The organism is Nakamurella sp. A5-74, from assembly GCF_040438885.1.
Classification (GTDB): Bacteria; Actinomycetota; Actinomycetes; order Mycobacteriales; family Nakamurellaceae; genus Nakamurella.
Map to the genome: position 1 here is coordinate 198,011 of NZ_CP159218.1, position 24,401 is coordinate 222,411.

The 24,401-nt window shown below is 67.9% G+C and carries 23 protein-coding genes and 1 riboswitch; of the genes, 10 read left to right on the plus strand and 13 right to left on the minus strand.

The annotated features are described in order from the left end of the window. Positions 1-16 precede the first annotated feature (16 nt). The 4 genes from ABLG96_RS00950 to ABLG96_RS00965 are packed head-to-tail and all read left to right on the plus strand — an operon-like array spanning position 17 to position 6,670. Positions 17-1,474 carry a DUF3375 domain-containing protein gene (locus ABLG96_RS00950; protein ID WP_353649565.1) on the plus strand — a complete coding sequence of 486 codons (1,458 nt, stop codon included), beginning with the start codon at positions 17-19 and terminating at the stop codon, positions 1,472-1,474. Next, positions 1,471-2,094 (plus strand): DUF4194 domain-containing protein, encoded by a 624-nt coding sequence (locus ABLG96_RS00955; RefSeq protein ID WP_353649566.1) that lies wholly within the window; start codon positions 1,471-1,473, stop codon positions 2,092-2,094. The genes ABLG96_RS00950 and ABLG96_RS00955 overlap by 4 nt, the downstream gene beginning before the upstream one ends. Continuing rightward, positions 2,091-5,486 (plus strand): ATP-binding protein, encoded by a 3,396-nt coding sequence (locus tag ABLG96_RS00960; RefSeq protein ID WP_353649567.1) that lies wholly within the window; start codon positions 2,091-2,093, stop codon positions 5,484-5,486. Before ABLG96_RS00955 ends, ABLG96_RS00960 begins: the two co-directional genes overlap by 4 nt. Continuing rightward, on the plus strand, positions 5,483-6,670 hold the full coding sequence (locus tag ABLG96_RS00965) for a Wadjet anti-phage system protein JetD domain-containing protein (protein WP_353649568.1): 1,188 nt from the start codon (positions 5,483-5,485) through the stop codon (positions 6,668-6,670). The genes ABLG96_RS00960 and ABLG96_RS00965 overlap by 4 nt, the downstream gene beginning before the upstream one ends. A 184-nt stretch (positions 6,671-6,854) precedes the next feature. On the opposite strand, the gene ABLG96_RS00970 is transcribed toward ABLG96_RS00965, so the two are convergent. After that, positions 6,855-7,613, minus strand: a complete 759-nt coding sequence (locus tag ABLG96_RS00970) for a hypothetical protein (RefSeq protein ID WP_353649569.1) — start codon at positions 7,611-7,613, stop codon at positions 6,855-6,857. Between ABLG96_RS00970 and ABLG96_RS00975 the strand changes: the two genes are divergently transcribed. Further along, the gene (locus ABLG96_RS00975; protein ID WP_353649570.1) at positions 7,606-8,103 is read left to right on the plus strand and encodes a hypothetical protein; all 498 of its coding nucleotides are present in this window, start codon (positions 7,606-7,608) and stop codon (positions 8,101-8,103) included. The genes ABLG96_RS00970 and ABLG96_RS00975 overlap by 8 nt on opposite strands. Before the next feature lie 206 nt (positions 8,104-8,309). Here ABLG96_RS00975 and ABLG96_RS00980 read toward each other — a convergent pair whose 3' ends face one another. From ABLG96_RS00980 to ABLG96_RS01015, 8 genes are all read right to left on the minus strand, one after another. Then, positions 8,310-8,888 (minus strand): DUF2510 domain-containing protein, encoded by a 579-nt coding sequence (locus ABLG96_RS00980; RefSeq protein ID WP_353649571.1) that lies wholly within the window; start codon positions 8,886-8,888, stop codon positions 8,310-8,312. A gap of 759 nt (positions 8,889-9,647) precedes the next feature. Beyond that, complete coding sequence (locus tag ABLG96_RS00985; RefSeq protein WP_353651341.1) at positions 9,648-9,746, minus strand: hypothetical protein; 99 nt, start codon at positions 9,744-9,746, stop codon at positions 9,648-9,650. Then, positions 9,710-10,012: a hypothetical protein gene (locus tag ABLG96_RS00990; RefSeq protein ID WP_353651632.1), complete on the minus strand. Its 303-nt coding sequence runs from the start codon at positions 10,010-10,012 to the stop codon at positions 9,710-9,712. The genes ABLG96_RS00985 and ABLG96_RS00990 overlap by 37 nt, the downstream gene beginning before the upstream one ends. 594 nt (positions 10,013-10,606) lie before the next feature. After that, complete coding sequence (locus ABLG96_RS00995; protein ID WP_353649572.1) at positions 10,607-11,002, minus strand: hypothetical protein; 396 nt, start codon at positions 11,000-11,002, stop codon at positions 10,607-10,609. Beyond that, the gene (locus ABLG96_RS01000; RefSeq protein ID WP_353649573.1) at positions 10,962-11,888 is read right to left on the minus strand and encodes an NYN domain-containing protein; all 927 of its coding nucleotides are present in this window, start codon (positions 11,886-11,888) and stop codon (positions 10,962-10,964) included. The genes ABLG96_RS00995 and ABLG96_RS01000 overlap by 41 nt, the downstream gene beginning before the upstream one ends. 91 nt (positions 11,889-11,979) lie before the next feature. Further along, positions 11,980-12,627 (minus strand): RES family NAD+ phosphorylase, encoded by a 648-nt coding sequence (locus tag ABLG96_RS01005; RefSeq protein ID WP_353649574.1) that lies wholly within the window; start codon positions 12,625-12,627, stop codon positions 11,980-11,982. Next, a complete protein-coding gene (locus ABLG96_RS01010) occupies positions 12,624-13,157 on the minus strand; it encodes a hypothetical protein (RefSeq protein ID WP_353649575.1) in 534 nt (177 codons plus the stop codon). The genes ABLG96_RS01005 and ABLG96_RS01010 overlap by 4 nt, the downstream gene beginning before the upstream one ends. 85 nt (positions 13,158-13,242) lie before the next feature. Next, positions 13,243-14,214, minus strand: coding sequence for a histone-like nucleoid-structuring protein Lsr2 (locus ABLG96_RS01015; protein WP_353649576.1), 972 nt, complete (start codon positions 14,212-14,214; stop codon positions 13,243-13,245). 551 nt (positions 14,215-14,765) lie between these two features. After that, a riboswitch (TPP riboswitch) is annotated at positions 14,766-14,873 on the plus strand. Between the two features lie 52 nt (positions 14,874-14,925). Between ABLG96_RS01015 and ABLG96_RS01020 the strand changes: the two genes are divergently transcribed. The 4 genes from ABLG96_RS01020 to ABLG96_RS01035 are packed head-to-tail and all read left to right on the plus strand — an operon-like array spanning position 14,926 to position 18,759. After that, entirely contained in the window at positions 14,926-15,609 is a 684-nt protein-coding gene (locus ABLG96_RS01020; protein ID WP_353649577.1) for a YkoF family thiamine/hydroxymethylpyrimidine-binding protein, read from the plus strand. Then, entirely contained in the window at positions 15,606-16,217 is a 612-nt protein-coding gene (locus ABLG96_RS01025) for an ECF transporter S component (RefSeq protein ID WP_353649578.1), read from the plus strand. The genes ABLG96_RS01020 and ABLG96_RS01025 overlap by 4 nt, the downstream gene beginning before the upstream one ends. Then, entirely contained in the window at positions 16,214-17,959 is a 1,746-nt protein-coding gene (locus ABLG96_RS01030) for an ATP-binding cassette domain-containing protein (protein WP_353649579.1), read from the plus strand. Before ABLG96_RS01025 ends, ABLG96_RS01030 begins: the two co-directional genes overlap by 4 nt. Then, positions 17,956-18,759 carry an energy-coupling factor transporter transmembrane component T gene (locus ABLG96_RS01035; RefSeq protein ID WP_353649580.1) on the plus strand — a complete coding sequence of 268 codons (804 nt, stop codon included), beginning with the start codon at positions 17,956-17,958 and terminating at the stop codon, positions 18,757-18,759. The genes ABLG96_RS01030 and ABLG96_RS01035 overlap by 4 nt, the downstream gene beginning before the upstream one ends. A gap of 531 nt (positions 18,760-19,290) precedes the next feature. Here the strand turns inward: ABLG96_RS01035 and ABLG96_RS01040 are convergent. From ABLG96_RS01040 to ABLG96_RS01055, 4 genes are all read right to left on the minus strand, one after another. Continuing rightward, entirely contained in the window at positions 19,291-20,160 is an 870-nt protein-coding gene (locus ABLG96_RS01040; protein ID WP_353649581.1) for a hypothetical protein, read from the minus strand. Between the two features lies 1 nt (position 20,161). Continuing rightward, positions 20,162-21,763 (minus strand): hypothetical protein, encoded by a 1,602-nt coding sequence (locus tag ABLG96_RS01045; protein WP_353649582.1) that lies wholly within the window; start codon positions 21,761-21,763, stop codon positions 20,162-20,164. A 246-nt stretch (positions 21,764-22,009) separates the two neighbouring features. Next, entirely contained in the window at positions 22,010-22,456 is a 447-nt protein-coding gene (locus ABLG96_RS01050) for a hypothetical protein (RefSeq protein WP_353649583.1), read from the minus strand. 208 nt (positions 22,457-22,664) lie between these two features. Then, complete coding sequence (locus tag ABLG96_RS01055; protein WP_353649584.1) at positions 22,665-23,312, minus strand: hypothetical protein; 648 nt, start codon at positions 23,310-23,312, stop codon at positions 22,665-22,667. A gap of 391 nt (positions 23,313-23,703) precedes the next feature. Between ABLG96_RS01055 and ABLG96_RS01060 the strand changes: the two genes are divergently transcribed. Continuing rightward, entirely contained in the window at positions 23,704-24,384 is a 681-nt protein-coding gene (locus ABLG96_RS01060; RefSeq protein ID WP_353649585.1) for a hypothetical protein, read from the plus strand. Positions 24,385-24,401 lie beyond the last annotated feature (17 nt).

Below are 24,401 nucleotides of genomic sequence, written 5' to 3' on the forward strand. Positions count from 1 at the left end.
GACCACGGAGGCGGGGATGGAGCACGATCGGATCGCTTCGTTGCGGACCCATTCGGCCGCATGGCGGTTGCTGCGCGCAGATTCGGCGCCGCTCGTGTTGAGCGTGCTCGGCGTGGCATTCGTCGTCGACAACGCCCGCAGCCTGCCCGAGACCGAGCTGATGGCCCGGCTGGATGACCAGTTGCATGCGCTCAACCAGGATGCCGCGAGCCCGGCCTACCCACGGAGTGCCCATGAGTACCTGGACACCTGGTGCGACACCGAACACGGCTGGCTGCGGAAGTACTACCCGGAGAAGTCCGACGAACCGCACTACGACGCGACCTCCGATCTGGAGAAGGCCTACGCCTGGGTGGTCGGGCTGGAGGCGCGCAGCTTCGTCGGTACCGCTTCACGGCTGCAGACGGTCATCGAGCTGCTGCGGCAGATGGTGCACGGCGCATCGGTGGATCCCGCCGGCCGCATTGCTGCGCTCACCGATCGGCGGGCGGAGATCGATGCCGAACTGGCCAGAGCCGAGGCGGGGCTGGACCCTCCGTTGGATCGCACGGCGCTGGCCGACCGCTACCAGCACTTCACCGCGACAGCCCGTGACCTGCTGGCCGACTTCCGGGAGGTCGAGGAGAACTTCCGCGCTCTGGATCGTGCAACCCGGGAGCGGATCGCGGGGTGGGAAGGCTCCAAGGGCGACCTGTTGGACGAACTGCTCGGCGACCGGAACTCGATCGCCGCCTCCGACCAGGGGCGCAGCTTCCAGGCGTTCTACGAGTTCCTGTTGTCCCGGAGCAGCCAGGAGGAGCTGACGGAGCTGCTCGACAAACTCACCGAGCTCGACCAGATCAGCGTCGACAGATCGGTGCGCCATGTCCATTACGGCTGGATGGATGCCGCGGAGCGCACCCAGCAGACCGTCCGCACTCTGTCGGAGCAGCTGCGCCGGTTCCTCGACGACAAGGTCTGGCTGGAGAATCGGCGGGTGATGGATCTGCTGCGTTCGATCGAACGGTCGGCCCTCGTCCTGCGTGAGCAGCCCCGGCCGGCGGTGGAGACCGAGCTCGATGCCGTCGCCCCGCGGATCAACCTGGCGCTGTCCCGGCCCTTGTACGCGCCCTCGATGACGGCGTCCTTCGCCGACACCCAGGTGCTCGCATCGACCTCGGTCGTCGATCCGACGGTGCTGTTCGACCAGTTCCACGTCGACTCTGCCGAGCTGGCCGGCTTGACCCGCGCAGCTCTCCGGCGACGTGACCAGGTGTCGTTGTCGCAGCTGCTGCACGATCACCCTCCCGAGCAGGGGCTCGCCGAGATCCTGGGCTACCTCGGGTTGGACGAGGACGATTTCGAGGTGGTCGGCGATCCGTCAGCGCCGCCCTCCGCCGTGCCGATCGTGGACGACGCGGGCAACGACCGCGTGGTCGGTGTCCCGGAGGTCACCTTCGTGCGTCGACGGGCCGTTCGAGGAGCGCACCCGTGACCGTCCCGAACTCTCTTCCCGACCGGAGCGAGACGGGACCGGCGCCGCTGTCGGTGGTCGCGATCGCGCTGATGCGTGGGGCGGTGTACCGCGACCAGCACGAGCTGCAGTGGCGGCACCTGCTCACCCTGCAGCACGCGGTTCGCGATCACTTCGCCGTCCTCGGACTGCAGGTCAGGATCGACGAGGCCGAAGGCTATGCGTACCTGACGAGCCTGCCCGACGATCCGGACGCACCGCTGCCGCGCCTGATCCCGCGCCATCGACTCTCCTATCCGGTGAGCCTGCTGCTCGCCCTGGTCCGCAAGGCCGTCGCAGAATTCGACGCGACCAGCGGGGAAGGACGGCTGGTACTCACCCGCACCCGGCTCGTGGACGACCTGCGCACCTTCCTCGGCGACTCGACGAACGAGGCGAAGATCGTCGATCAGGTCGACCGGACCATCGCCAAGGTCGTCGACCTGGGCTTCCTGCGCCCGGTGTCCAGCGGGCCGCCGTCCTGGGAGGTCCGCCGGATCATCAAGGCCTTCATCGACGCCCAGTGGCTGTCCGAGTTCGATCGTCGGCTGGCGGAGTACGCGGCTGTCGGGCGCGACGACGAAGCGGGTGACGGCGGGTGAGCGACGGACTGTTCTCCTCGCTGGAACTCGGCGCACCGGTCGATGCGCGACCGGGTTATCGACTCGACCGGCTCCAGGTCTACAACTGGGGCACGTTCCACGACGAGGTGGTGACACTCCGGCTCGGCGGCGACAACGCCCTGCTCACCGGCGACATCGGTTCCGGCAAGTCCACGCTGGTGGACGCGCTCACCACATTGTTGTTGCCCGCCAACCGGATCAACTACAACAAGGCTGCGGGCGCGGAGACCAGGGAACGGTCGCTGCGATCGTATGTGCTGGGCCACTACAGGTCCGAGCTCAGCGAGAGCACCGGATCGTCGCGACCGGTCGGTCTGCGCGATCATCGCCACTACTCGGTGGTGCTGGCGGTGTTCACCAATGCCGGCAGCGACGAGGAAGTGACCCTGGCGCAGGTCTTCTGGATGCGGGACACCGGGCAGGGGACACCGAACAGGTTCTTCGTCACCGCGGAGCGCGCCCTGGACATCAGCGCGGACTTCGCCGATTTCGGGGCCGAGATCGCCGGTCTGAAACGTCGACTGCGCAGTTCCGGGGCGGGGGTCCACGATCACTTCCCGGAATACGGCACCCGGTTCCGCCGGTTGCTGGGCATCGGCTCGGAGCAGGCGCTGGAGCTGCTGCACCAGACGATCTCGATGAAGTCGGTGGGCAGCCTCACCGAGTTCGTCCGGGCGCACATGCTCGAGAGTGCTGATGCTGCAACACGGATTAGCTCGCTGGTGGGGCATTTCGAGGACCTGTCGCGGGCGCACGCCGCCGTCAGCACCGCGAGTGTGCAGCTGGGACAGTTGGAACCGCTGGTGGTGGCGCTGCACGAACACGACGAGCTGGCCGCCGACCTCGTGCGCGCGGATGCGCTGACGACGGCGCTGCCGATCTGGATCGCCGAGCAGTTGGTGACGTTGTCGGACGCACTCGGCGCGCAGCTCGCTGCGGAACTCGCACAGACGGAGGCCGAGCACGAGCGGCAGGGTGCGGAGTTGACGGCGTTGCGGGTCGACCGCGACCGGCTGATCTCGGCCCGAGACACGGCCGGTGGCCAGCGGTTGGGCGAGCTGGAACGGCTGATCGACGAGGAGTCGCGACGGCGGGATGAGCGACGGCGGCGGTTCCGGCGTCACGAACTACTGGTGTCCGAAGCGGGCCTGCCGCCGATCACCGACGCGAGGTCATTCGCCGCATCCGTCGCGCTGGTCGCCGAGCAGCGGACGACCGCGGAAGCCGAGATCGACGAGCTCGGCGATCGACGCACCGAGCTGGCCGTCGAGAAACGCCGGGTCGACGACCTTGGTCGTGAGGTCAACCTGGAGTTGCGCAGTCTTGAGGGCCGCCAGTCCAACATCGACCATCGCAGTCTGGCGTTGCGCGAACGTCTGGCTCAGGCGTTGGACGTCGACGCCGCGAGCTTGCCGTTCGCCGGCGAGCTCATCCAGGTCCGATCCGAACACGCGCAGTGGCACGGTGCCGCGGAGCGCGTGCTGCGCGGCTTCGCATTGTCGGTCCTGGTGCCGAGCGAGCAGTACGAGAGAGCCGCCGCCTGGGTCAACGACCACCACCTCGACGGGCGGTTCGTCTACTACCGGGTCAGTCCGCGGGTCACCATGACCCCGAAACCGTTGGCAGATCGGATGATTCTCGCCGATGTGCTCGAGGTGAAGCCGGGAGGCTTCGCCGAGTGGATGGACAACCAACTGCTGCGCCGCGCGGATCTGGTGTGCGCGGACACGATGGCCGAGTTCGCCCAGCACAGCAAGGCCGTCACCCGGCAGGGCCAGCTGAAATCCGCCGGCGGACGACACGAGAAGGACGATCGTTTCGCGGTGGACGATCGCACCCGGTGGGTGCTCGGCTGGAGCAACCAGGACAAGATCGCCGCACTGCTGGAGCGGGCCGGACAGATCCAGCGCGAGGCCACCACACTGAGATCGACGCTCGACACGGCGGTCGAGGGCGAGCAGCAGTGCCGGACGCGGATCCAACACCTGGTGGGTCTGGCTGAGTACCGGACGTGGACCGAGCTCGATTGGTGGTCTGCGGTCGCGACCGTCAACCGGCTGGAAGCAGAGGCCCGCACGCTGCGGGAGGGCAACGCAGCGCTCGCCCAGCTGACCGCGCAGCTGGATCGGGTGGAGGATGAGATCGACACCGCCGAGCATTCGCGTACCGAGCTCGAGGGACGGTTGGGTGCCCTGCGACAGCGAGTGCAGGACAACGAGAATGACCGGCGCGCCGCCGATTCCCGGGTGCAGGCCGTCGAGCCGGACCACATCACCGTCATGCGCACGTCGTACGACACCCTGGCCGCGCTTGCCGCGCTGCCGGCGAGCCTGCCGGAGTGCGCCGCGCACGAGCGTGAACTGGGCTCCGTACTCGCTCGCACCAAGGACCAATACACGGTCAGACAGAAATCGATCGGCGAACGAGCCGTCCGGATGATGCAGAAGTTCCGGCAGGAATGGCCCACAGAAACGGTCGACGTGGATGTGGATCTGGCATCCGCCGGTGAGTTCCGCACCCTGCACGAACGCATCGCGCACGACGACCTGCCCCGCTTCGAGGCCGATTTCAAACGCCAGCTGAACACGAACGCCATCCACGAGATCGCCAGCTTTCAGGCGTCATTGGACAAGGCGGCCCGGCAGATCCGGGAACGGATCGACGTGATCAACGAATCGTTGCACACGATCGAGTACAACCCCGGCCGCCTGATCCGGCTGGTCGCCCAGCCGACCGTCAACGCGGAGGTGCGTGAGTTCCGGGAGGCGTTGCGGGCGTGCACCGACGACGCACTCGCGCACGACGACCGGTACTCGGAGGAGCGGTTCTTGCGCGTCCAGCAGATCATCGAGCGATTCGTCGGGCGGGAGGGTCTGACCGAGGTCGATCGTCGGTGGACGCAGTACGTCAGCGATGTGCGCAACTGGTACACCTTCGCGGCGTCCGAGCGGTCGCGGGAGACCGGCGAGGAGTGGGAGCACTACACCGATTCCGACGGCAAATCCGGTGGGCAGAAGGAGAAGCTGGCATACACGATCCTGGCTGCCTCACTGGCCTACCAGTTCAGGTTGGAGTGGGGGGTGCGGGCGTCGAAGGACTTCCGCTTCGCGGTGATCGACGAGGCGTTCGGGCGTGGGTCCGACGTCTCGACGCGCTATGCCCTCGACCTGTTCGGCAAACTCGGTCTTCAGTTGCTGATCGTCACCCCGCTGCAGAAGGTGCGGATCATCGAACCGCACGTCAGCGCGGTGGGATTCGTCGAGAACCGGACCGGCGACCGATCGCGCCTGCAAACGTTGACGATCACCGAGTTCCAGCAGCAACGCGCTGCCCGGGAAGCGGCGCTGGTGGCCGAGGCCGTCGGACGATGAGCGCGGCGGGTTGGTCGACACCCGAGCACGTCCGGGCGCAGCTGCGGCGGCGCTGGGACGACGGGTCGTTGCCGCGGGCCTACCTGAAACGCGAGCCGTTCCCGAGGGTGGAGGTGCCGCTGCGCGGTCCGACGGCGACGGAGCTGGCGCAAGACCTGACCGGAGTAGGTCGATGGCGTACGGCACTGCTCGAGGCCAGCGCGAACGGGGCGGCATTCTCGCTGCAGCACAGGGCGGTGGGTGGCCGTTCGGTAGGACGCAACGAGCTTCCCAGCCGGGCGGTGGTCGAGCAGTACGAGCAGGCGTGGCGGCTGCTCGGGGTCGCGCGGCAGGCGCGGGCGCTGGACGAGGCGCTCGCGGAGACCTGGGAGCTGTTGCCACAGGCCGAGCCGTGGGTATTGTGCGAACCGTTGCGGGTGATCGGGGTGTCCGCGGACTGGCAGCGGATCCTGCGCGCGACCCGGTGGGTCGCCGAGCGAGGCGCCGGCCGGTATCTGCGCGAGATCGATCTCGACGGGATCGACACCAAGTTCATCGAAACGAATCTCAGTGTGATCGCTGCCCTGTTGGACGCCGTGATGCCGACCGGACGGATCAGCTCCGAGCGATCCAGGACCAGGCAGTTCGCGGAACGGTACGGGCTGCAGTCCGTACCCGATCTGGTCCGGATCCGATGTGATGCAGGCTTTCTCGGACTTCCATCCGCGGTGTCGGAGTTGGCGCTACGACCCGAGGAGGCGGCTCGGCTGCAGGTCGCCGTGCAGCAGGTGCTCATCGTGGAGAACTTGGTCACGTATGCCGCAGTACCGATCCCGGCGGAGGGAGTGGTGATCTGGGGCGCTGGATTCTCTGCGGGCCGGCTCGGCAGGATGCCGTGGATGCGTTCAGCGCCGAGTGTTGCCTACGCCGGCGACCTGGACAGCCACGGGTTCGCGATCCTGTCGCTGGTGCGCAGCCAGCTCCCACACACCCGCTCGATGCTGATGGACCGCAGTACCTTGTTGCAGCACCGCGACCGCTGGGGACGTGATCCGAAGCCGACCAGGGCCCGCCTCGATCATCTGCTCGACGACGAGCAGCTGCTCTACCAGGAGCTCGTCGAAGATGTCCACGCACCGTCACTGCGGCTGGAGCAGGAGCGCCTCGACTGGGACTGGGTGCTGGACCGGCTGGAGGCGCAGTAGTCGACGGGGGCAGGAACGCGCCCGTCGCCGTCGGCGCAGACTGGGGGGTGGGGTGGGCGACTCTTCCGCGGCAGTGACAGTCGAAACGACGACAGGCGTCCTGGATCACGGCGGCCATGGCCTGATGGGCCAGCGGCTCCGCGAAATGCAGGGCCGCTGCGGTCAGGGCTACGAAGGTGATCGGTCAGAACACTCTCCACGCGGACCTGGACATGGTGATGCCGTGCCCATCTCGGTTTGTGCACGTGACACCCTGCTCACTCACCGCGCACGACACCGAGCCGATCACCACGGTGGTCCCGTACGGGATGGGCACCCGGTAGCGGTACATGGCTTGGTCGCCGCGGCACGTCTTCGGCTCGTTCTGCTGTATCCGCCCGGATGGGTCGACGATCCACACGTTCCCGGGTTCGGTCTCGTCGTCGCAGGCCTGGGTGGGGTAGTCGACGACGGTCAAGTTGCAAATCGCGCCCTTCTCCGGCATGTCCGGCGACAATGCCCCACAGACGATGTTCTTGGACGGGGTGATGAACCCGCGATAGGAGCCCGGTTCGGTCGTGGGGAGCAGTTCGACGACGCGGCTTACTGGTTTCGGGTCGGTACCGATGGTGGTGTAGGTCAACCGGACCTTCACGTCCGGGCAGCAGTTGGCTGTCGCCATCGAGCGCCCGACGCCGGCGACGGCGATCTTGCCGGGCGCGACAGTGGTGGTTGCGGACACGAATCGCTCCGCGGCCGCGTAGCTCGCGAGGAGCCCCTTCGCGGAAGACGGGGCGTACACCCCGGAGAACGCGAGAACCACGACCGAACTGGGCGAAGTACTGGTTGGGCACTGCGCGGTGATCACCGCTTCCGGGATGCCGTCATCGTCGAGGTCGGCTGACTGTGGGGTCTGGATGACGTCAGCTGGCCCGGCCGTGCATCCGAGAACCGGGGTGATCACCTTCGCCCAATCCGTTCCCGGCCACACCGGATCCGCCGGACGGAGGTCGGTGGAGGCGGCGGTGCGCGGCGTTGCGACAATGGTGGTTCGAGACGGCGAGATTGGCCGCTCGAACGAACCTGTCGACTGCGGGGACGGCCTGCTCGGCGCAGCTGGGTCCGACGTAGAGGGCGGGGTGGCCGTTGGCGTCGAGGGCGTTCCGGCCGCCGAAGGTGTACTGGTCGATGAGGACGGCGTCGTGGTTGACTCGCTACTCGACGTCGACGAACTGCCCGGGTTTGCCGACGGCGCCAGAGATGACGCCCGACTCGGCTGCGTGCCGGCCGACACGGGCTGGCCCGCAACGACTCCTCCGCAGCCGGCGACCAACACGGTCGCGATTGCTGCGACGGTCGCGTTCCTCAACCAGTTGCGAACCCTCATGGTTCTCCTCCCCTTCTTCAATTCTTCTGTGCGGAAGCGGCTCCGGCAACATGCGTTCCAGATCTGACCCGGTCGCTGCCCCTGCCCCAGCGGAGCCGCTGAGCTGCCGATTGCGACCCAGGCTCAGCACAGCGACCTGGGCACGTGCCGCGGGTTTCACTCGCCCTACGAGGTGAGCGGAGACTCACCCCGCTCGCGCCAGTCCTGTCAGCTGGGTGCTGTTCGAGGTTCGGCGCCGACAGGAGAGGTGTGCGGTGGGACCTGCACCGCCGGTCAGTGGTGGTAGCTGTTGTTGGCCATGACGATGTGCGGGTTCACATTCTTGCGGTTCGAGGACACCGCGGCCCAGATCCCACAGATGACGAAGCTGAGCGGAAGGAACACCGCCAGCCCGAACCCGAACGTGGCGAAGCCAACAATGAACCCGACGATCGTCATGAACAGGAACATGAGGATCGCGCCGGGCACGGTGGCGTACAACATTCCGAGCGGCCCGAACACCAGTCCGAGGATGAACGCGAGACCGGAAGATTTCTGGGAGTTGTTGACGATCACCACTTGTTGGCTGCTGCCGAATGCGGCCTGGTGGACTGCAGGCGCTGTGTGCTGGGTCCATGCGGTTCCGTCCCAGTAGCGCTGCACACCCTGCTGCTGCGGATCCGGATACCAGCCCGAACCGTACTCAGCCGAGGTCGACTCAGCGGAGGATTGTTTGTCCAATTCCACGACGGTGATCGCTGGGAGGTTCGGCGCAGCTGCAGGTGGATCGGTGCGTTCCGTCCAGTCGTCGCCGTCCCAGTAGCGCCGCCCCGCAGCGTTGTGCGGATCCGGGTACCACCCTGCTTGCGTCATCTGAATCCTGTCTTCTCAACGGTTGTCTCTTGTGACGTTGTCGTGGTGCGTGACCACAGGCATGTGGTGCGATGGCCTGGGCTGCAACAGGTGTGGTTGTGTCCACGGATCAATTTCTGCTGAAGGCGGCACGCGGCATGCCGGGTCTCAGCACGGCACGGCCCGCGGTCCGGGGGATCGTCATCGAGTGTGTGACTGTCGAGACTGACCCTGGCCGGTTCGGTCACGGCGTGGTGGCCGCGGCGCGTTGTGATGACCGCAGATCGAACGGTCATCGCCCGGGAGCGGAGTGGTGTGCGGCAGCGGCGCGTGATCGATTGCCGGCGCGATGGGGATGTTCCTGATGGCCAGGCGCCGAGAAGTGTCGTGCTGAAACACGGGTGTAGGTCGCGTGCGGCGTGGGCTCGGCCGGCGCGAGACCGTGCATCCGGTTGCCGACCGCCCGGCCAGGGACCACGCAAAGTCCGGGTCCAGGAGCGAGGTCGTGCCGACCACACACCCGTGGATATCAATCCAAGGCCGTTCATTCAAGTGCCCCCCGTTCAGCGATCGTCCACCACTTGACGTGGCGCACTATCGACCCCCGCCGACGTTGTGTACCGCCCCGTCCGGCATATTCCGCGGAGCCTATCGCGGACCGGCCGATGGCGCTCGGTTGTCCACAAGGAGCACGCGCAGGCAGGGCGCCCTGCGCTTGGCTGGGCCATCGGCTCTGTGGCAGGCGACCCGCCGAACCGGGTCCGCCGCGTGCTGCGGCGGTCAGCCCGGCTGCTCCGCCTCGAATGCCTCCCGCACCGCCGCCGGGATGCGGCCCCTGAGGTTCACCTCCACGCCGATGCGTGCAGCCCAGGCGCGGATCTCTGCCGCGGTCGCAGCTGCCGGCGAGCAGCGGGAGCCGGGCCAGCCGGCCGGAACGTGCCGGATTCCTCGGATACGTTCCGCTGCAACAGTTCTGCCCGGTACGCTCCGAGCCATCGGTAGGACCCCTCCTGCGCCAGCGGTCGGATCTCCGCGAACACGACGGCAATCTGGGGCTGACGAGCCTGCAGCTCGGCCAGCGCCTCGTCGACGGTGGCGCCGGCGACGTGCGGCAGTGCGAACACCCTGCCGTAGCGATCTTCCACGACGATGGCAGTCCGCGGGAGCGACGCCAGCGCCGCCGCCGCCGCAAAACGGAGGTTGCCGTTCAGCAGCGACGATGACCTCGCCGTCGAGTTCCACTGCGTAGTCGCCCGCCCGATCAGCCGATCTCCGGCATCCAGCGGCGCTCGGGCATAGCCAGCTCGCCGGACGCCAGCAACTCTCGGATCTGAGGGAGGACCGCGGGGGTGATCTCCGGTGGCTGGTAGGTCATGGCATCGGAAACGAAATCGTCAGGCGCGGCGACACGGTGCAGGCAGACGTAGTGCGGACCATCGAGCTCCGATAGAAGTTGTTCTTTCGTCCGAAGTTGAACTTTGGGCCGGTCTTCGTCTCGATGGCGCCGGCGACCGACGGGCTGACGGTGATCGGGACCAGGGACTGGGTCGGTGGTTGTGCCGGCTGGGAGGTGCAGGCGGACGTCTCCAGGACCGCAGCAGAGATCACGATCCAGGTCAGTCGCTTGAATGGAACCACTGTCGCCCCGTTCACGCTGCGCGGACTTCCGGGTCGAAGGGTAATGCCGTGCGGAGCTCGTCGCATCTGCTTGTCCACATGCGCTGGTCCGGAGGTTCCGGTCACCGGGCACTGAAGCTGGATCGTGGCGCGGGCCAGCCCGCGCTCAGGCCGGTGACGGCTCGGCGGCGATCGACTCCCAGGCGGCGGCCCGGATGTCGAACCTTCTGCTGCTCGTCCTCCCAGGTGTCGAAGCCGAGATCGTTGGCGTAGCGCAGCAGTTCAGCGTCCAGGTGACGTGGCATCCGCGGACGCAGCGCGAGCATCGTGGACCGGTCGGCAGGGTCGGCGCGCATCGCCCAACGTCGCCCGTAGCGGTGTCCGATCTCCTCGGCGGTGAGGGCGCCGGTGTTGGCGTCCTCCTCGTTGTCGGACCACTTCTGCCGGTCGTCGGTCAGCTCGCGTAGTCGCGGCAGGTCAGGCGTCGGCGGCGCTGCCGGAGTCCCGAGATGACTCACTCCGCCGCCCCGGATGTACTCCCGCAACCGTTCCAGGTCGGCTCCGGTCGCGACAACCGTCTCGGCCGGCGGCACAGTCGGCTGGCCCGGTCGGTGCAGCACCGGCGGAACCACCGGGGACGAGCGGGGAGGTGTCGGCGTCGGTGCTGCGGCGGGCGCCGACTCGACGGGCGTGTGCTGGTTCGGCGCGGGCGGCTTCTCGGGGCTGACGGGCGCCTCGGACGGGACGGGCTGCTCGGCCGCGACCGCTTGCGGTGGGGCCTCGGGCTCCAGCCCCCGGGCCCACCGGCTCGAGAGGCTCCTGGGAGGGAACCGCGGGCGCGGTCGGCTGCCCGACCGGGCGGAGCGTCACGAACCGGCCGATCCACGCTGCGCTGATGATCCAGCGCCGGTCGGCTTCGGCGATCAACGTGTGCGACTGGTTGTACTCCGTCGCGGCAGCCTCGACACCGCACAGATGCACCTTGACGCCGTGGTCCTGGGCCTCGTCGACGCCCTGCCGCAGATCCTCGTCACCACCGATCAGCACCGCGTCCGAGATGGCCCCGTTGCGGGCCAGGGTGGTGAGGTCACGTCGCAAGTACGAATCGACGCCCTTCTGCTGTACGCGTCCGCCGTGGGTGACGGTCAGCCCGAGCCGGACCTTCACGTCCGGCAGCAGACCCAGAGCTCGATGGTCCTGGGTCGGCCGACCGTCGCGTGCTCCGTCGAACCACAGTAACCGCAGCACCGGCACCCCGGTCTGCTCCGCGGCCTCGCCGGCGATCGCTCGCATCAGCTCTGCGTAGTTGACTGCCAGTCGGGTCCGGTTGGCGTCACCGCTGAGCACGGACGCAGCCGCTCCCAGCAGGTAACCCGCGTCGATCAACACTGCGCAGCGGTTCATCGCTCACGTCCCCGGTCGGCTCAGCAGGTTGCAGCGTAACTGCGGTCCCGTCCTCGAGCCTGATGGGAGCAGCAGCAGATCCCGACGTGGCCTACTGGCCGAGGAAGTGGTAGCCGAGTCGGCCGCAGGCGTCCTGGATCATCGCAGCCAACGCCGGATGGGCCAACGGTTCTGCGAAGTGGACGGTGGCAGCGGTCAGTGCCGCTTCCGCAGGTTCCCAGAGGGCGACGTTGAAGGCGCGGTCTCCGTGCATCGACGAGCCGTAGTGCAGCCCGCCGAGATCGGGGAACGCGGCGGCGATGGCCCGGGCCCAACTCTGGGTCCGTCGTCGATCGGGTGAGGTCCAGATCTCCTGGGATGCACCGGCTCTGGTCGGCCAGGTGCTGGTGAGGTCCACCAACTGCGCCGGACCAGCACCCAGCGTGAACTTGACCAGCCAGGGACTCCCGGCGCGGACGTCGACAGTGCGGTTGGTCCCGAACGCTTCGGCCAGGGCGGTCACCGCATCGCCACCGGCATAGAGCACTCCGTGGTCCAGATGCTCGGCTGGGGGTGGCGGGTGAGGGTCGAAGCGAGCCGCGACAGGTCCCCAGCGCCGCAACGTGTTCCAGGCTGTGGCATGCACGCTGGTCGTGGGGAAGATCCGCCACAGCGGTCCGCTGATCTCGATCAGATCGCCCCGTTGGTCGACTGGTGGCAGGGCCGCAGGAGGGCCTGGGAACTTGGGCGTGCCGCTCACCAATTGTTGCCCATGTTGGCGATGACGACGGCTGCCGGTTTTCCGGCCGCCAGCCAGGCGATGGGGGTCACGATGTCGCCGTCCAGAGCCAGTGACGGGGTGGCCAGGTAGTTGTCGTAGCCGATCCACGACCAGTCGTCGGGAATGTGGGGGGACACCTTGTCCAGACCCCGTCGGAGTCGGCCCGCCTCGTCGAATTGGAACCGGGGGAACCGCTGCACCCCGTCGACCAGTACCGACACCAGCTCGCCTGCAGCGGCTCGGCTGCGGACTCGTCCAGCAGAGATGGCATTGTTGGCTGCCACCTCGGCGCCGGTGTGGGCGGTTGCGAGCTGGTTCTGGCGCACTGCTTCGGCGCTGAGCGCGTGGGTCGTGTCGATATGAGCATCCAGATGGAAGCCGGAGTCCGCCAACTCCGCGAGTTGGCCGGCGGTCAAGGGCACAGCAGGCTCGAGGATCTGTCGGAGGGCCCGCTCGGCCTGGTCGAGATCGACGTGATGGCGGACCAGCAGCTGGTCGAGAGTGGACATGCGACGAGCTTACCGTGCGATCAAGAGCAGTGCACGGAATCGCACGTTCAGGGTGGCACGAATGTGCGGCCCCGGTGCCGGCCGGTCAGCTGTCGTGCCGTGCCTGGAAAGCCGCCCGCACCGTCGCCGGGATCCGCCCTTTCGCGTTCACCTGCACGCCGGTCTCTTCGGCCCAGGCGCGGATTTCGGCGGCGCTGGCCTCGCTCGCTGGCTTCGGCGGTACCGGGCCGGCCGGTACGAACTCGTCGGTGTCCTCGGATGCTCTGTGCTGCAGCAGTTCTGCCCGGCAGGCACCCAGCCAGCGGTAGGACCATTCCTGCGCCAGCGGCCGACTCTCGGTGAACACGACCGGGATCTGCGGATGGCGGGCCTGCAACTCGGCCAACGCCCCGGCGACCGTGGCGCCGGCGACGTGCGGCAGGTCAAAGACCTTGCTGTAGCGGTCTTCCACGACGATCGCGCCGCGAGGCAGCGTCGCCAGTTCGGCTGCCGCATACCGCAGCTTCCCGTTGAGCAGGGAGGATGCGAGGTCCTCGAGGGTCTTGCGTTCGACGGCGGCGATCACCTCGCCGTCGAGTTCCACCGCGTAGTCGCCGGCAGTCAGGCGCTGCCGGCGGGTGGTCGCCTGCTGCGCCGAGAACCGCCACGGGTACTTCTCGGCGCTGTCGACCAGGATCTCCAGGACCTGCCCGTGGGCGCGGGCTCTCGGCAGGGTGACGTTCGGGCGGGCCTGCTTCGTCGTCCGGGGCGACTGCCAGAACACCATCTCGCGGCCGCGGGCCATCGTGACGACGAACTGCGACCGGTTCTCCCGCGCACGCTCCAGGATCAGGTCGATGGCCGGTCCGCGGCGGGTGCAGGCGCGCACCGGCCAGCGTTCGATGATCTCCGCGTCCGCCGGCCACTCGGTCGACCGGTGACAGAACACCTTCGACGCTCGGGGCCACGTCTCGCGCGCCTTCACCACGATTCCTTCGGCCCCGAGCGGGATGCGGACCAGGTAGGGCAGCTTCGAGTCGGGTTCGGGGTTGCGCGCGATCAGCAGGTCGTCCGGCACCGCTCCATGGTGGCACGAGCGCGTCGTCCCAGCGCTGATCGAGCAAGGAACGAGTCGAGATCCCGTATAGACCTGAACATGAGCGGCAGGGTCCGGGGAGCGATCGAGCGACCCCCCGTTGATCGAGCGACGGAGGAGTCGAGATCCCGTCCTGATCACATGAGCGGCAGGGTCCGGGGAGCGATCGAGCGACCCCCCGTTGATCGAGCGACGAAGGAGTCGAGATCCCGTCCTGATCACGCAGCCGCTCACGCTGGGCACGTTCGCTCACGGTCGAACGTGAGCGGCTGACCCGAACATGAGCGGCAGGGTCCGGGGAGCGATCGAGCGACCCCCCCGTTGATCGAGCGACGAAGGAGTCGAGATCCCGTCCTGATCAGGCAGCCGCTCACGCTGGGAACGTCCGCCCATTCAATGCCGGACGACGCCGATCAGGTCGACCACGCCGGCCGTGGACAGTAGACGCGGCTGATGGCCGCGTCGCTGGGTCTCTGTGTTGACAAGGGTTCCTGCCACGAGACGGGACAGCCGTGCGCTGGGGGTACGGTTGGGAGAGACCCCCGGGGAGCGCCGATCGGCGCTGAGAGTGCGGATTGCCCGCAGACCCGTCAACCTGATCCGGTTCGTACCGGCGTAGGGAGCAGGGTGCCTGTCCGACATCGGAAGTCGGCGCGGGTCCTTGATATATCCGCGGGCCTGAGGGGACCCGTGATGAGCACCCAGCACGACCAGCAGGTGGCCACCTTTGCGACGCCTGAGCAGCTCGGCATTGGAATGCGGCTGAGCGTCCACCCCCACTGCGACGACTTCGCGAACGTCATCCTCGGCGCGCTCGCCGACGTCACCGGCGACGGCCTGAGCGACGGCCTCGTTGTGGAGACCGACGAGGTCAGCAGCTACGTCGGTGCGCGCACCGAGCCCGCGGAGCAGCGACTGGCTGCGTTCGCCGTTGCCCTCATCGCCGCCGTGTCTCAGCGTTGCGGTGGGGGGCACGTTGTCACCCATATCCTCCTGTCCCGGGGCTGCCCCGGTGAGGTGTCCTGCGACCTGGACGTCACCGGCTTGCCCAGCGCGGCGCCGGTGGAGCTGGAGCCCACCGGTGTCCGTGCGGCAGCGCAGTGGTCGTTGTACCCGCTCCTGGACGGCGGTTCCGGTCACGGCGACCACATGTCGCACATCGAGTCCGCAATCGCCTCCGCGCGTACCCGGGGCGCCGCGGCCCGGGCGAATCACTACGCCACGAAGCTGACTGGCGACGTGGCCGAGGTCCTGGCCACCGCCATTGACGCGTGGGCTCAGGTGGGCGCCGTCGTCCCGCACGTCGTGTCCCACCTCACCGTCTCGGTGGGCTCGCCGAGCCCGGCCGAGGACTCGAAAGGAACGAACGCGCCGTGACCGCCAAACGCAACTCTTCTCCCATCCGGACCCATCGCGGCTGGGCCATGAAGGACCTCGTCCTCCTCGTCGTCCTGGGTGTCGTGTTCGGCTTCGCCTACTGGGCGCTCGTCCAGGGCTGGAACGGGCTGAGCATCCTGATGGGTCCGGCCGGCGACCTTTCCCAACACATCCTGTTCGGCGGATGGCTCCTGGTCTCCCCGATCGCCGTCGCGATCATCCGCCGGCCCTTCGCCGGCGTGATCGCCGAAATCCTCGCCGCGGTCATCGAGGTCGTTTTTCTCGGCTCGCCGGTCGGCCCGACGCTTCTGATCGCCGCAGCCATCCAGGGCGCGGGCAGCGAGCTGCCGTTCGCACTGACGAGGTACCGGCGATTCGGCTGGGGCGTCTTCGCCCTGGCCGGCCTTCTCGGCGCCGGCCTGGTGTTCTTCTACTCCGCCTTCCGGTCCGGTTGGTACGGACAGGACATCTTCTTCCTGCGCCTGGCCATGCAGGCCCTGTCCGGGATCGTCCTGGGTGGGTTGCTCGCCAAGCTCATCGTCGACGCCCTGGCCCGCACCGGTGTTGTCGACAACTTCGCGATCGGCCGCGAGCTGGGCCAGCGGTGAGTAGCCGGCCGCCGCCGGCCGTCTGCGCCGACGGGGCGGGCGGTGCGGCCGTCGTCGAGCTGGACAACATCACCGTGGCCTTTGCCCGGCGCGACGAGCCCGTGCTGCGCGCGGTGTCGGTGCGGCTCGCACCGGGAGAACAGATGGTCGTCTTCGGCGCGTCCGGGTCGGGTAAGTCGACGCTCCTGCACGTGATCACCGGGGTCGTCCCGCACACCGTGACCGCGGACATCACCGGCGGGGTGATCGTCGCCGGGACGAGTGATGCCAGCTCCGTCGTCGAACGGTCCCGGCACCTCGGGGTCCTTGCCCAGGACCCGTCCGCGGCGGTCTGCCTGCCGCAGGTCGAACAGGAGCTCGCTCTGCCGCTGGAGAATCAGGCGACCGAGCCGGCGACCATCGGTCCGCGGGTCAGTGCCGTCCTGGATGCCGTCGGCGCCGCCGGTTTGCGACACCGGGCTACCGCACGTCTCTCCGGCGGGGAGGCTCAGCGGGTCGCCGTCGCGGCGGCCCTGATCACCGAGCCCGAGGTGCTCCTGCTCGACGAGCCGACATCGATGCTCGACCCGGCCGGGGTCGCCTCGGTGCGCGGGGCGCTGGCCGGGGCGATCGAGAGGTACCGGCCCGCGATGGTCCTCGTCGAGCATCGGCTCGACGAATGGGCTGGCGTGGCCGGGACCGCCGGGCTGCCCGGTCGAGCTCTCGTTCTGGGCGATGCCGGAACGGTGCTGGCCGACGGACCGACCGACATCGTCTTGCGCGACCACGCCGGCACCCTCCACGCGGCCGGCTGCTGGCTGCCGCTGGATGCCGAGCTGTACGCGCTCACCGGTGCGGCGGGCGGGCTCGGAACAGAAGTGAACGCCGACCTGCTGCATGCCCTCGCCGACGGACCCGTTCCCCACCGGTCCGGTGAAGAGGTGCTCCTGTCGGCCCGCGCCATCACGGTCGGCCCGGAGGCGCCTGCAGGCCGGAAGAAGCGCCGCGACCGTCGACGACCCGTGCCTGACCTGCAGGAATGTCCGCCGCTTCTGTCCGACGTGGATGTCACCGTACGGTCCGGGGAAGTGGTATCCGTCCTCGGCGCCAACGGCGTCGGGAAGTCGACGCTGCTGCTCACCCTGGCCGGGCTCCTGCCTCCACTCGTGGGCACCGTGCAGGGCCCGCGGCCGGGCCTGGTGTTCCAGAACGCAGAGCACCAGTTCGTCGCCACGACCGTGCGCAAGGAGATCGGTCACGGGCTGCCGCCGGAGACCGCGAAGGAGGTGGTGGACGGGCAGCTGCGCCGCCACCGGCTCACCCATCTCGCCGACCAGAATCCGTTTCGGCTCTCCGGCGGTGAGAAACGCAGGCTCAGCCTGGCCGCCATGCTCGCCCACGACCGGCCCGTGCTGCTGGCCGACGAGCCCACCCTCGGGCTCGACCGGCGTGATGCCATCGCGACCGCCGCGATCCTGCGGGACGTCGCCGAGCGCGGCGGCGCTGTCGTCCTGGCGAGCCACGACCTGCGGCTCGTGGGCGGTCTGGCCGATCGCGTCATCGTCCTGGGCGACGGTGGGGTACTCGCCGAGGGCCCCACCGAAGAGGTGTTCTCCGATGCAGCGGCGCTCGCCCGGGCGGGGCTGAGCCTGCCTCCGCTCATTGCCTGGCTCCTGGCTCACACGGCCGGCGCAGTCGCACGCGTGCTGGGCCAGCTGGACGACGCCGTGACCACATCCACACTCAAGGAGGTGATCCGATGAGCGTCCTGACCGGAGCCGCTGCCGCCGAATCCCCGCTTGCTCGCCGGAATCCGACGGTCAAGCTCGCGTTGCTCGTCATCGTCTCCCTCGCCGCGATGTTCCTCCTCGACCCGATCACCCCAGCCGTCCTGTACGTTCTCGGGCTGGTCGGGGTCGCGATCTCAGTGCGAGTACCGGCGCGCACGCTTGCCCTCGCCCACGTGCCGTTCCTCGCCTTCGCGTTCAGCGTGTTCGTCGTCAACGTGCTCTCCCGATCCGGGACGGTCATCTGGCAGGCCGGCCCGCTCCGGGTCACCGAGGAAGGGTTGAGCGTCGGGGCCGCGCTCGCGGCCCGCACCCTGCTCATCGGGGTGCTCGCCGTCGGGTTCCTGCTCTCGACTGACGGGGTCGCGCTCATGACGAGCCTGCACCAGAACGCCCGCCTCGGCGCCCGGGTCACCTACGCGATCCTCGCCGGGTACCGGATGCTCCAGGAGATGCCCCGGGAATGGTCGACGATTCGCCACGCTCACACCGTGCGGGCGGACCTGCGCGGCGGCGACGCCCGCCCACCGCGGAATCCGCGACACCTCGCCGGGGCTGTCTTCACACTCCTCATCGTCTCGGTCCGTAAAGGTGAGCGGACAGCCCAGGCGCTGGAGTCCCGCGGTCTCGGGCTCGAGCCGCGGACGACCTGGCGGCCGGTCCGGGTGACCGGCGCCGACTGGCGGCTCGCCGCCGGTGTCCTCACCGTCCTCACCGCTGTGGTCGTCGGCAGCGCGGCCCTGGGAATCTTGCAGGGACCTGGTGCGCTCTTTTGATGACGATGACCTCGGCGGCGAGTGTTGATCGACTTTGTTCGGCGCGGCCGGGCTGGGTCTCGTACTGCTGATCGACAAGCCTCGGACATGGCCGGGCGTCGACACTTCCGACGCCGTACCAGTGAGTGGCTGATCCCGTCAGCTGCGTCGAGCCGGCGCCGGGTCGGTGCTCGCGTCGATCCGGTCAAGGAGCGACCTGATGCTGGTCGGTGTTGGCATCCTTACCGTCGACGCAGCAGGTTCCCTGGCATTCACAGCACTGCAGACCCTGGAACCGGTCAACCCGCAGACCGTCGGCTGCAACCAGACAGCATCATCCGAGGCCGTCTCCCGCTTCGTCGATCGAGCGGACCCCCGTCGATCGAGCGACCCCCCCGTTGATCGAGCGACCCCCCCGTTGATCGAGCGACCCCCGTTGATCGAGCGACGAAGGAGTCGAGATCCCGTCCTGGCCCGCAGCCGCTCACGTTTCGCCACGTTGCTCACGATCGAACGTGAGCGGGTGACCCGAACGTGAGCGGCTGCGGACGGTCAGCCGGAAACTGGCATCCAACGACGCTCGGGGCGTGCGAGATCGCCAGAGTCCAGCAACTCTCGGATCTGACGAAGAACAGCAGCGGTGATCTCTGGTGGCTGGTAGGTCATGGCATCGGCGACGAAATCGACCGGTGCTGCGACACCGTGCAGGCGGACGTAGTGGGCGTAGTCCTCCCGCCAGACGTACTTGCCGTCGGTGCGGATCGTCCGGGGAGCGACTCTCGTCCACGCGGGGTGCAGGACATCGTCGGAACGGTCTCGGGTGTTCTCGATGACCACCGGAGATCGGCGAAATCGGGCGGCGACCGCTCGGTGGACCGCATAGGGCAGGGGGCGTTGAGCGAGTACTCGCATCACTGCTGTGTCAGCGTCTTTACCCCACACGTCGCCGATGACTCTCAACGATGCAGTGTTGATGGCGTTGATCGTCGACGCCTCCCGCCAAGCGCTGCGCGCAAAACCGATGTTGCCGCCCTCCGACAGGGTTGGCAGGACCGTCTCGTGCAGTTCGGTCCACAGTTCCCTGGTCCGGCCCTGCGCCTCCGCAAAGTTGCCCTGCTCGTGAAGGCAGTGGTCGACAACCTCTTCGGACAGCCCGATGCCGTACTCACGCACGAAGGCAGCAGCAGAGTCGCGCCAGTGGTAGATCCCGTCGGTCATCCAGTTCCCGGGACTGCGACAACTCGCCCGCCCCTGCAACGGATCATCGATGGCACTCATCCATGACGGGCCTATCAGCACGCCCTGCTCGAGGTAGCGCGCGATGGGTTCGCGCAAGTCAGGATGTAGTTGCTGGGTCAGCGGCCAGAGAAGGCCTGTGTCACCGGCAAATGGCGTCCCGAAGATGCCCAAAGGCTTGAGCACGTCATTCACCTTTCTCGCTCGGGCGCGGACCTGACGGCACCATCGATGGACTGTCCGACGACTTGGGCCAGAACTGCTGGAGTTCAGCCTCGACAGCGAACGGGTCTCCGTTCTCGTCGAAGTGCTTCGCCCAGACCATCCCATCTTCGTCGAGGGCTACTTCGTGCTGCGAGGCACGCACGGGCACTCCCAGCTGATCAGCGAGCTCTTGGGCGCTGCCCCGGGCGGCGTGGCAGGAGATGAACCTGACCGGTGTCCCGGGGACGTAGTGAGGTGAGGCACGAACAGCATCGGCGACCTGTCCGGTGCCGATGGCATGGTCGTTGCCTCGTCCCTCGTGCCTGGTGAAACCTTGAGGCGCTGTGGGGCGACCATCTGCGAGTCCGTGCACGACTACATCGTGCTCGCCCGGAGAGGTTCCCGCGTGGCCTCGGTTCAGGATCGTGACGTCGTCACCTCCGACAGTGGTGACGAGCGGGTCGTGCCAGACCGGTTGACCTGTGCGGAGACGGTCGTCAGGGTTCCGGGGCCAGTAGGGCTCGCGTTCGACCTCGCGGAAGGGGACCTCCCGGTATTCGCGGAGTTCTTTGCGGTTGGGTCGATCGCCCATCCACGAGGGCTTCGCACTGTTGGCCGTCTTCGACCCGGGGTACTTCGCGCCGCCACTGTTCTTCAGCCCGCGCACTCCGAACGCGGTCGTCATCGCGAGGTCTTCCCAGCCGGCCTTGCCTTGGGCCACGTTGACCGCGGTCACTCCGACGGTGCCGACGGCCACCACTTTTGCGGCACGGGCCCCCGGGATCATCGAGGCGCCGTCCATCAGGATCTGGCCCCAGTCGCCCTCACCGGTCATCACCTTCACGCCGGCATCGAGGCCGACTGCTGCTGCGCCGGCACCGATCGCGATCGGACCCATCACCGGAGCGAGGATCGGGATCATCGCCAACAGCCCGGCGATCGACGACAGCTGCTTCAGCGCGCCGGAGATGAACCTGATGACGTCCGCGTGTTCGGCTACCCAGGTGCAGGCCGCGTTCCACACCCGTCCCCAGAACCCCGGCGGTTCCTCGAAGCGCAGCACCTTCGCCCGGTCGATCTCGGCACCGCACCGTGCCACCGACTGGCGATGCTCGGCGAGGACGCCGTTGGCGGCGTCGGTGGTGCGCTGCACCGTGAGTTGCGCTTCGGTCAGTCGGGTATCGGCAGCCCGGGCAGCTGGAACTGCCTGCGCCGCAGCATCATCGCCCGGTTGGCGGGCTGCGACGCGTGCGCGGTCGACATTCGCTCGGCGTGAATCAACCAGCTGTTGTTGGTGCTGCGCATCGGCATCGAGCCGCGCCAGTCTGCTCTGGTAGGACTCCAACTCATCGGCGTACAGGGTGAGCGCCGCTCCGACGATGCCCCAACTCTCTGCGGTCCGGGCGAGTTGGGGCGGGAGCCCGTCGTTCATCCGTTGCCGGTAGGTGTCGGCCTCGTCGCCGAGGAACTGCTGGGCATCCAGCCGCAGGATGTCGTCACCGGCAGCTGTCGCGCTCTGCGCGAACGACGACCACTGCCGCCCCGAGCCCCGGATCGAAGCCGGATCGCCGCACAGCGTGAACATCTCATCGACCCCCGTCCCCTGATCTCCAGTCCTGAATCACGGTAGGGAAGTCGGAGTGGCCGGAACGAGAGTGCGCGAGAATGTGGACAACTCGCGCGTGGGCCCGCCCGAGCGGGGAGAGCGCATCAGCCCCCCGGCTGGACCGACGCTCTCGGGTTGTTGACGAGACGGGTTCGGTTCTCAGCGACGCCGGCACCGGGGACGGCCAATGGACAGAGACGTGCGGCCAGTCCGATGCCAGACGGCCTAGAGGATGACGCCGTAACCGATCTGGGCCGCCGCTCGCTCGACGGCGTTCATCATGGAGCGCAGAGGTGCTGACAGTGCGGGCGCTGGTGGGAGTGAGGTCGCGGCACGCTCCCAGAGGGCGACTGCTCGTCCGGCGGGATTCACCGACGAGGAGTAGGCGATGCCCTCGATCGTGGGGTAACGGAGATGGATCTCCCTGGCCCACTTGCGAGCTTGGGACCGTTCGCCCGAGCAGATCGCGGCGTTCCCGCCGGCGCTCGTGACCCAGTCGGTGTCGCCGATGTCGAGCACCCTGACCGGCCGCGCCAGTGTGAAGACCGCGTGATGATCCAGAGTTCCGTCCGGGTCGACAGTTTTCCGGCCCTGGTAGTACTCGCCGATCGAACAGGTGAATGCGGGATATGCCTTGCTGTGTTGGATGATTCCTGCCCTGCCGAGGTACATGACACCCATGGTGGGGTGGTCGCCGACGGGGTCTGGGTGGTGGTCGAAGCGGCTGCCGGTGGGGCCCCAACTGCGGAAGGTGTTCCATCGGGTCGGGTGTGGACCGCCGGCGGGAAAGAGTCGACTCAGCGCCGTCCCGGTCGGTAGTTCCAAGATCCATCGGTGTGGATCGGACGGCCAGGCGCGCGGGTTGGGGTCGGGCAGTCGTTCACTCACCGGCGAGTGCGGCGACTGTCTCGGGTGGGCCCCCAGCGAGAAGCCACTCCCGTGGTGAGACGCGTTGGTCGTCGAGCACCAGATCGACGTGAGGGCTGGTGAAGAAGCGCTCGACTGCGACCGGATGCCAGCTCGGTGCGACGTGGGGGGCGACCTTCGACCAGCCAGGGAGTTCACCGTCGTCGGTGAATTGGAATGACGGCAGTCGATGAGCACTGCCGACCCGATGGGAGAGCAGTGTGTGGTTGCCGAGCCGTTGGCGGATGCGGCTGCCGTCGACACCCAGACGGACGGCGGCCTCCGCGGTGCTCAGTGCAGTGTCGAGCAGCTGCCGGTAGCGCAGGCTCGTGTGCAGCGAGGGACGTTCCAGCAGCGGCAGCGGGGTGAGATCTGCGCCGACGGACTCCAGGGCGTGCAGCTCGTCGGCGGTGAAACCCGCCTCCGGTCGCGCGTCGAGCACAGGTTCATCGGGAAGCGCGTCCACCAGGGTGTCGAGGGTGACGCCGCTGAACTCCTCGAGCCGCCGGATCTTGTCCAGCCAGCGACGGAGCAGCTCCCGGTCGTGATCGCCGTGCGTCTTCGGGCTCGCTGCGATGAGTTCGTCCAGCGCTTCGAGCTCAGGGGAGTGGATGACTGTCATGACCGTCCTCCACCTCTACGTACTGGTCTGGACTCACGGTAGCTCATCATGTGAGCTTGTGTGAAGATCTGCGCTGCCTGTGGAGAACTCCGGCCGCTGTGCCTGGTGACTGCGCACACCGGGTCCGGCCGCGCAGAGGTTGTTGCGCGGAGAACATCTCCGCGTGGAAGACGGTGCGGAGGTCCCCGCGCGAACGCCCGTCCATTCATGCGCGGACCGAATCCCACGGCAGACGAAGGTGAAGGGAGCGCGGCCAGACTTCCCGCGCTACATCGTGCTGCCGGTCGGGCATCCGTATGGATCATGAACTCTTGACGGTGTTCACTCGTTCGGCCTAACCTGTGCGACAGGGGGGTGCGCACGGCAGCCCAGTCAACGGGGGCGTTTGCGCATGACCAACTGGCAGTCGAACGATCAGAACTTGTACTCGCAGGGCTCACCACGGCCGGTCGGCGGAGACCCCGCCCCGAGCGGCCCCACCACCACGCGCAGGTGGCTCCTCCCGACGCTCATAGCCGTCGCAGTCGTGGTGGCAGTCGGTGCCGGAGTGGCTGGCGCCGCCATCGGCTACGACAACGGCGCAAACACCAGTGCGGCATCCTTCGCCGCGCGACCGACGCCCACAGCAACCGTCACGGCGACTGTCGTCAGCACTCCGGCGCCGAAGACTGTCACCAAGGTGGAGACCGAGAGTGAGACCAAAACTGAGACCGAAACCGAAACCGAGACCGCGACACCGGAGGCGCCGGCGACACTGAGCCTCGAAGGTTCGATCCAGATCCAAGGCGCGGACAACTGGAAGCCCGTCACAGGTGGTTGTGAAGGGGACTCCGGCTACGACGATCTCACCACCGGTGCGACCGTGATCGTGTACGACGGGACCAACAACAACGCCGGGGCGGGGTCTCTGGACAAGTCCGAGATCTCAGGGACGTCGTGCAAGATGTCGTTCTCCATCTCCGATGTGGTCGGAGGTTCCAACGTCTACCTGGTGGAGGTGGCCAGCCGAGGGAAGCTGAAGGCCGAACTCGTCGGTGACACGCTCTTCTACTTCGGCACGATCGGCGAATGAGTCGGCCACCCGGAGGA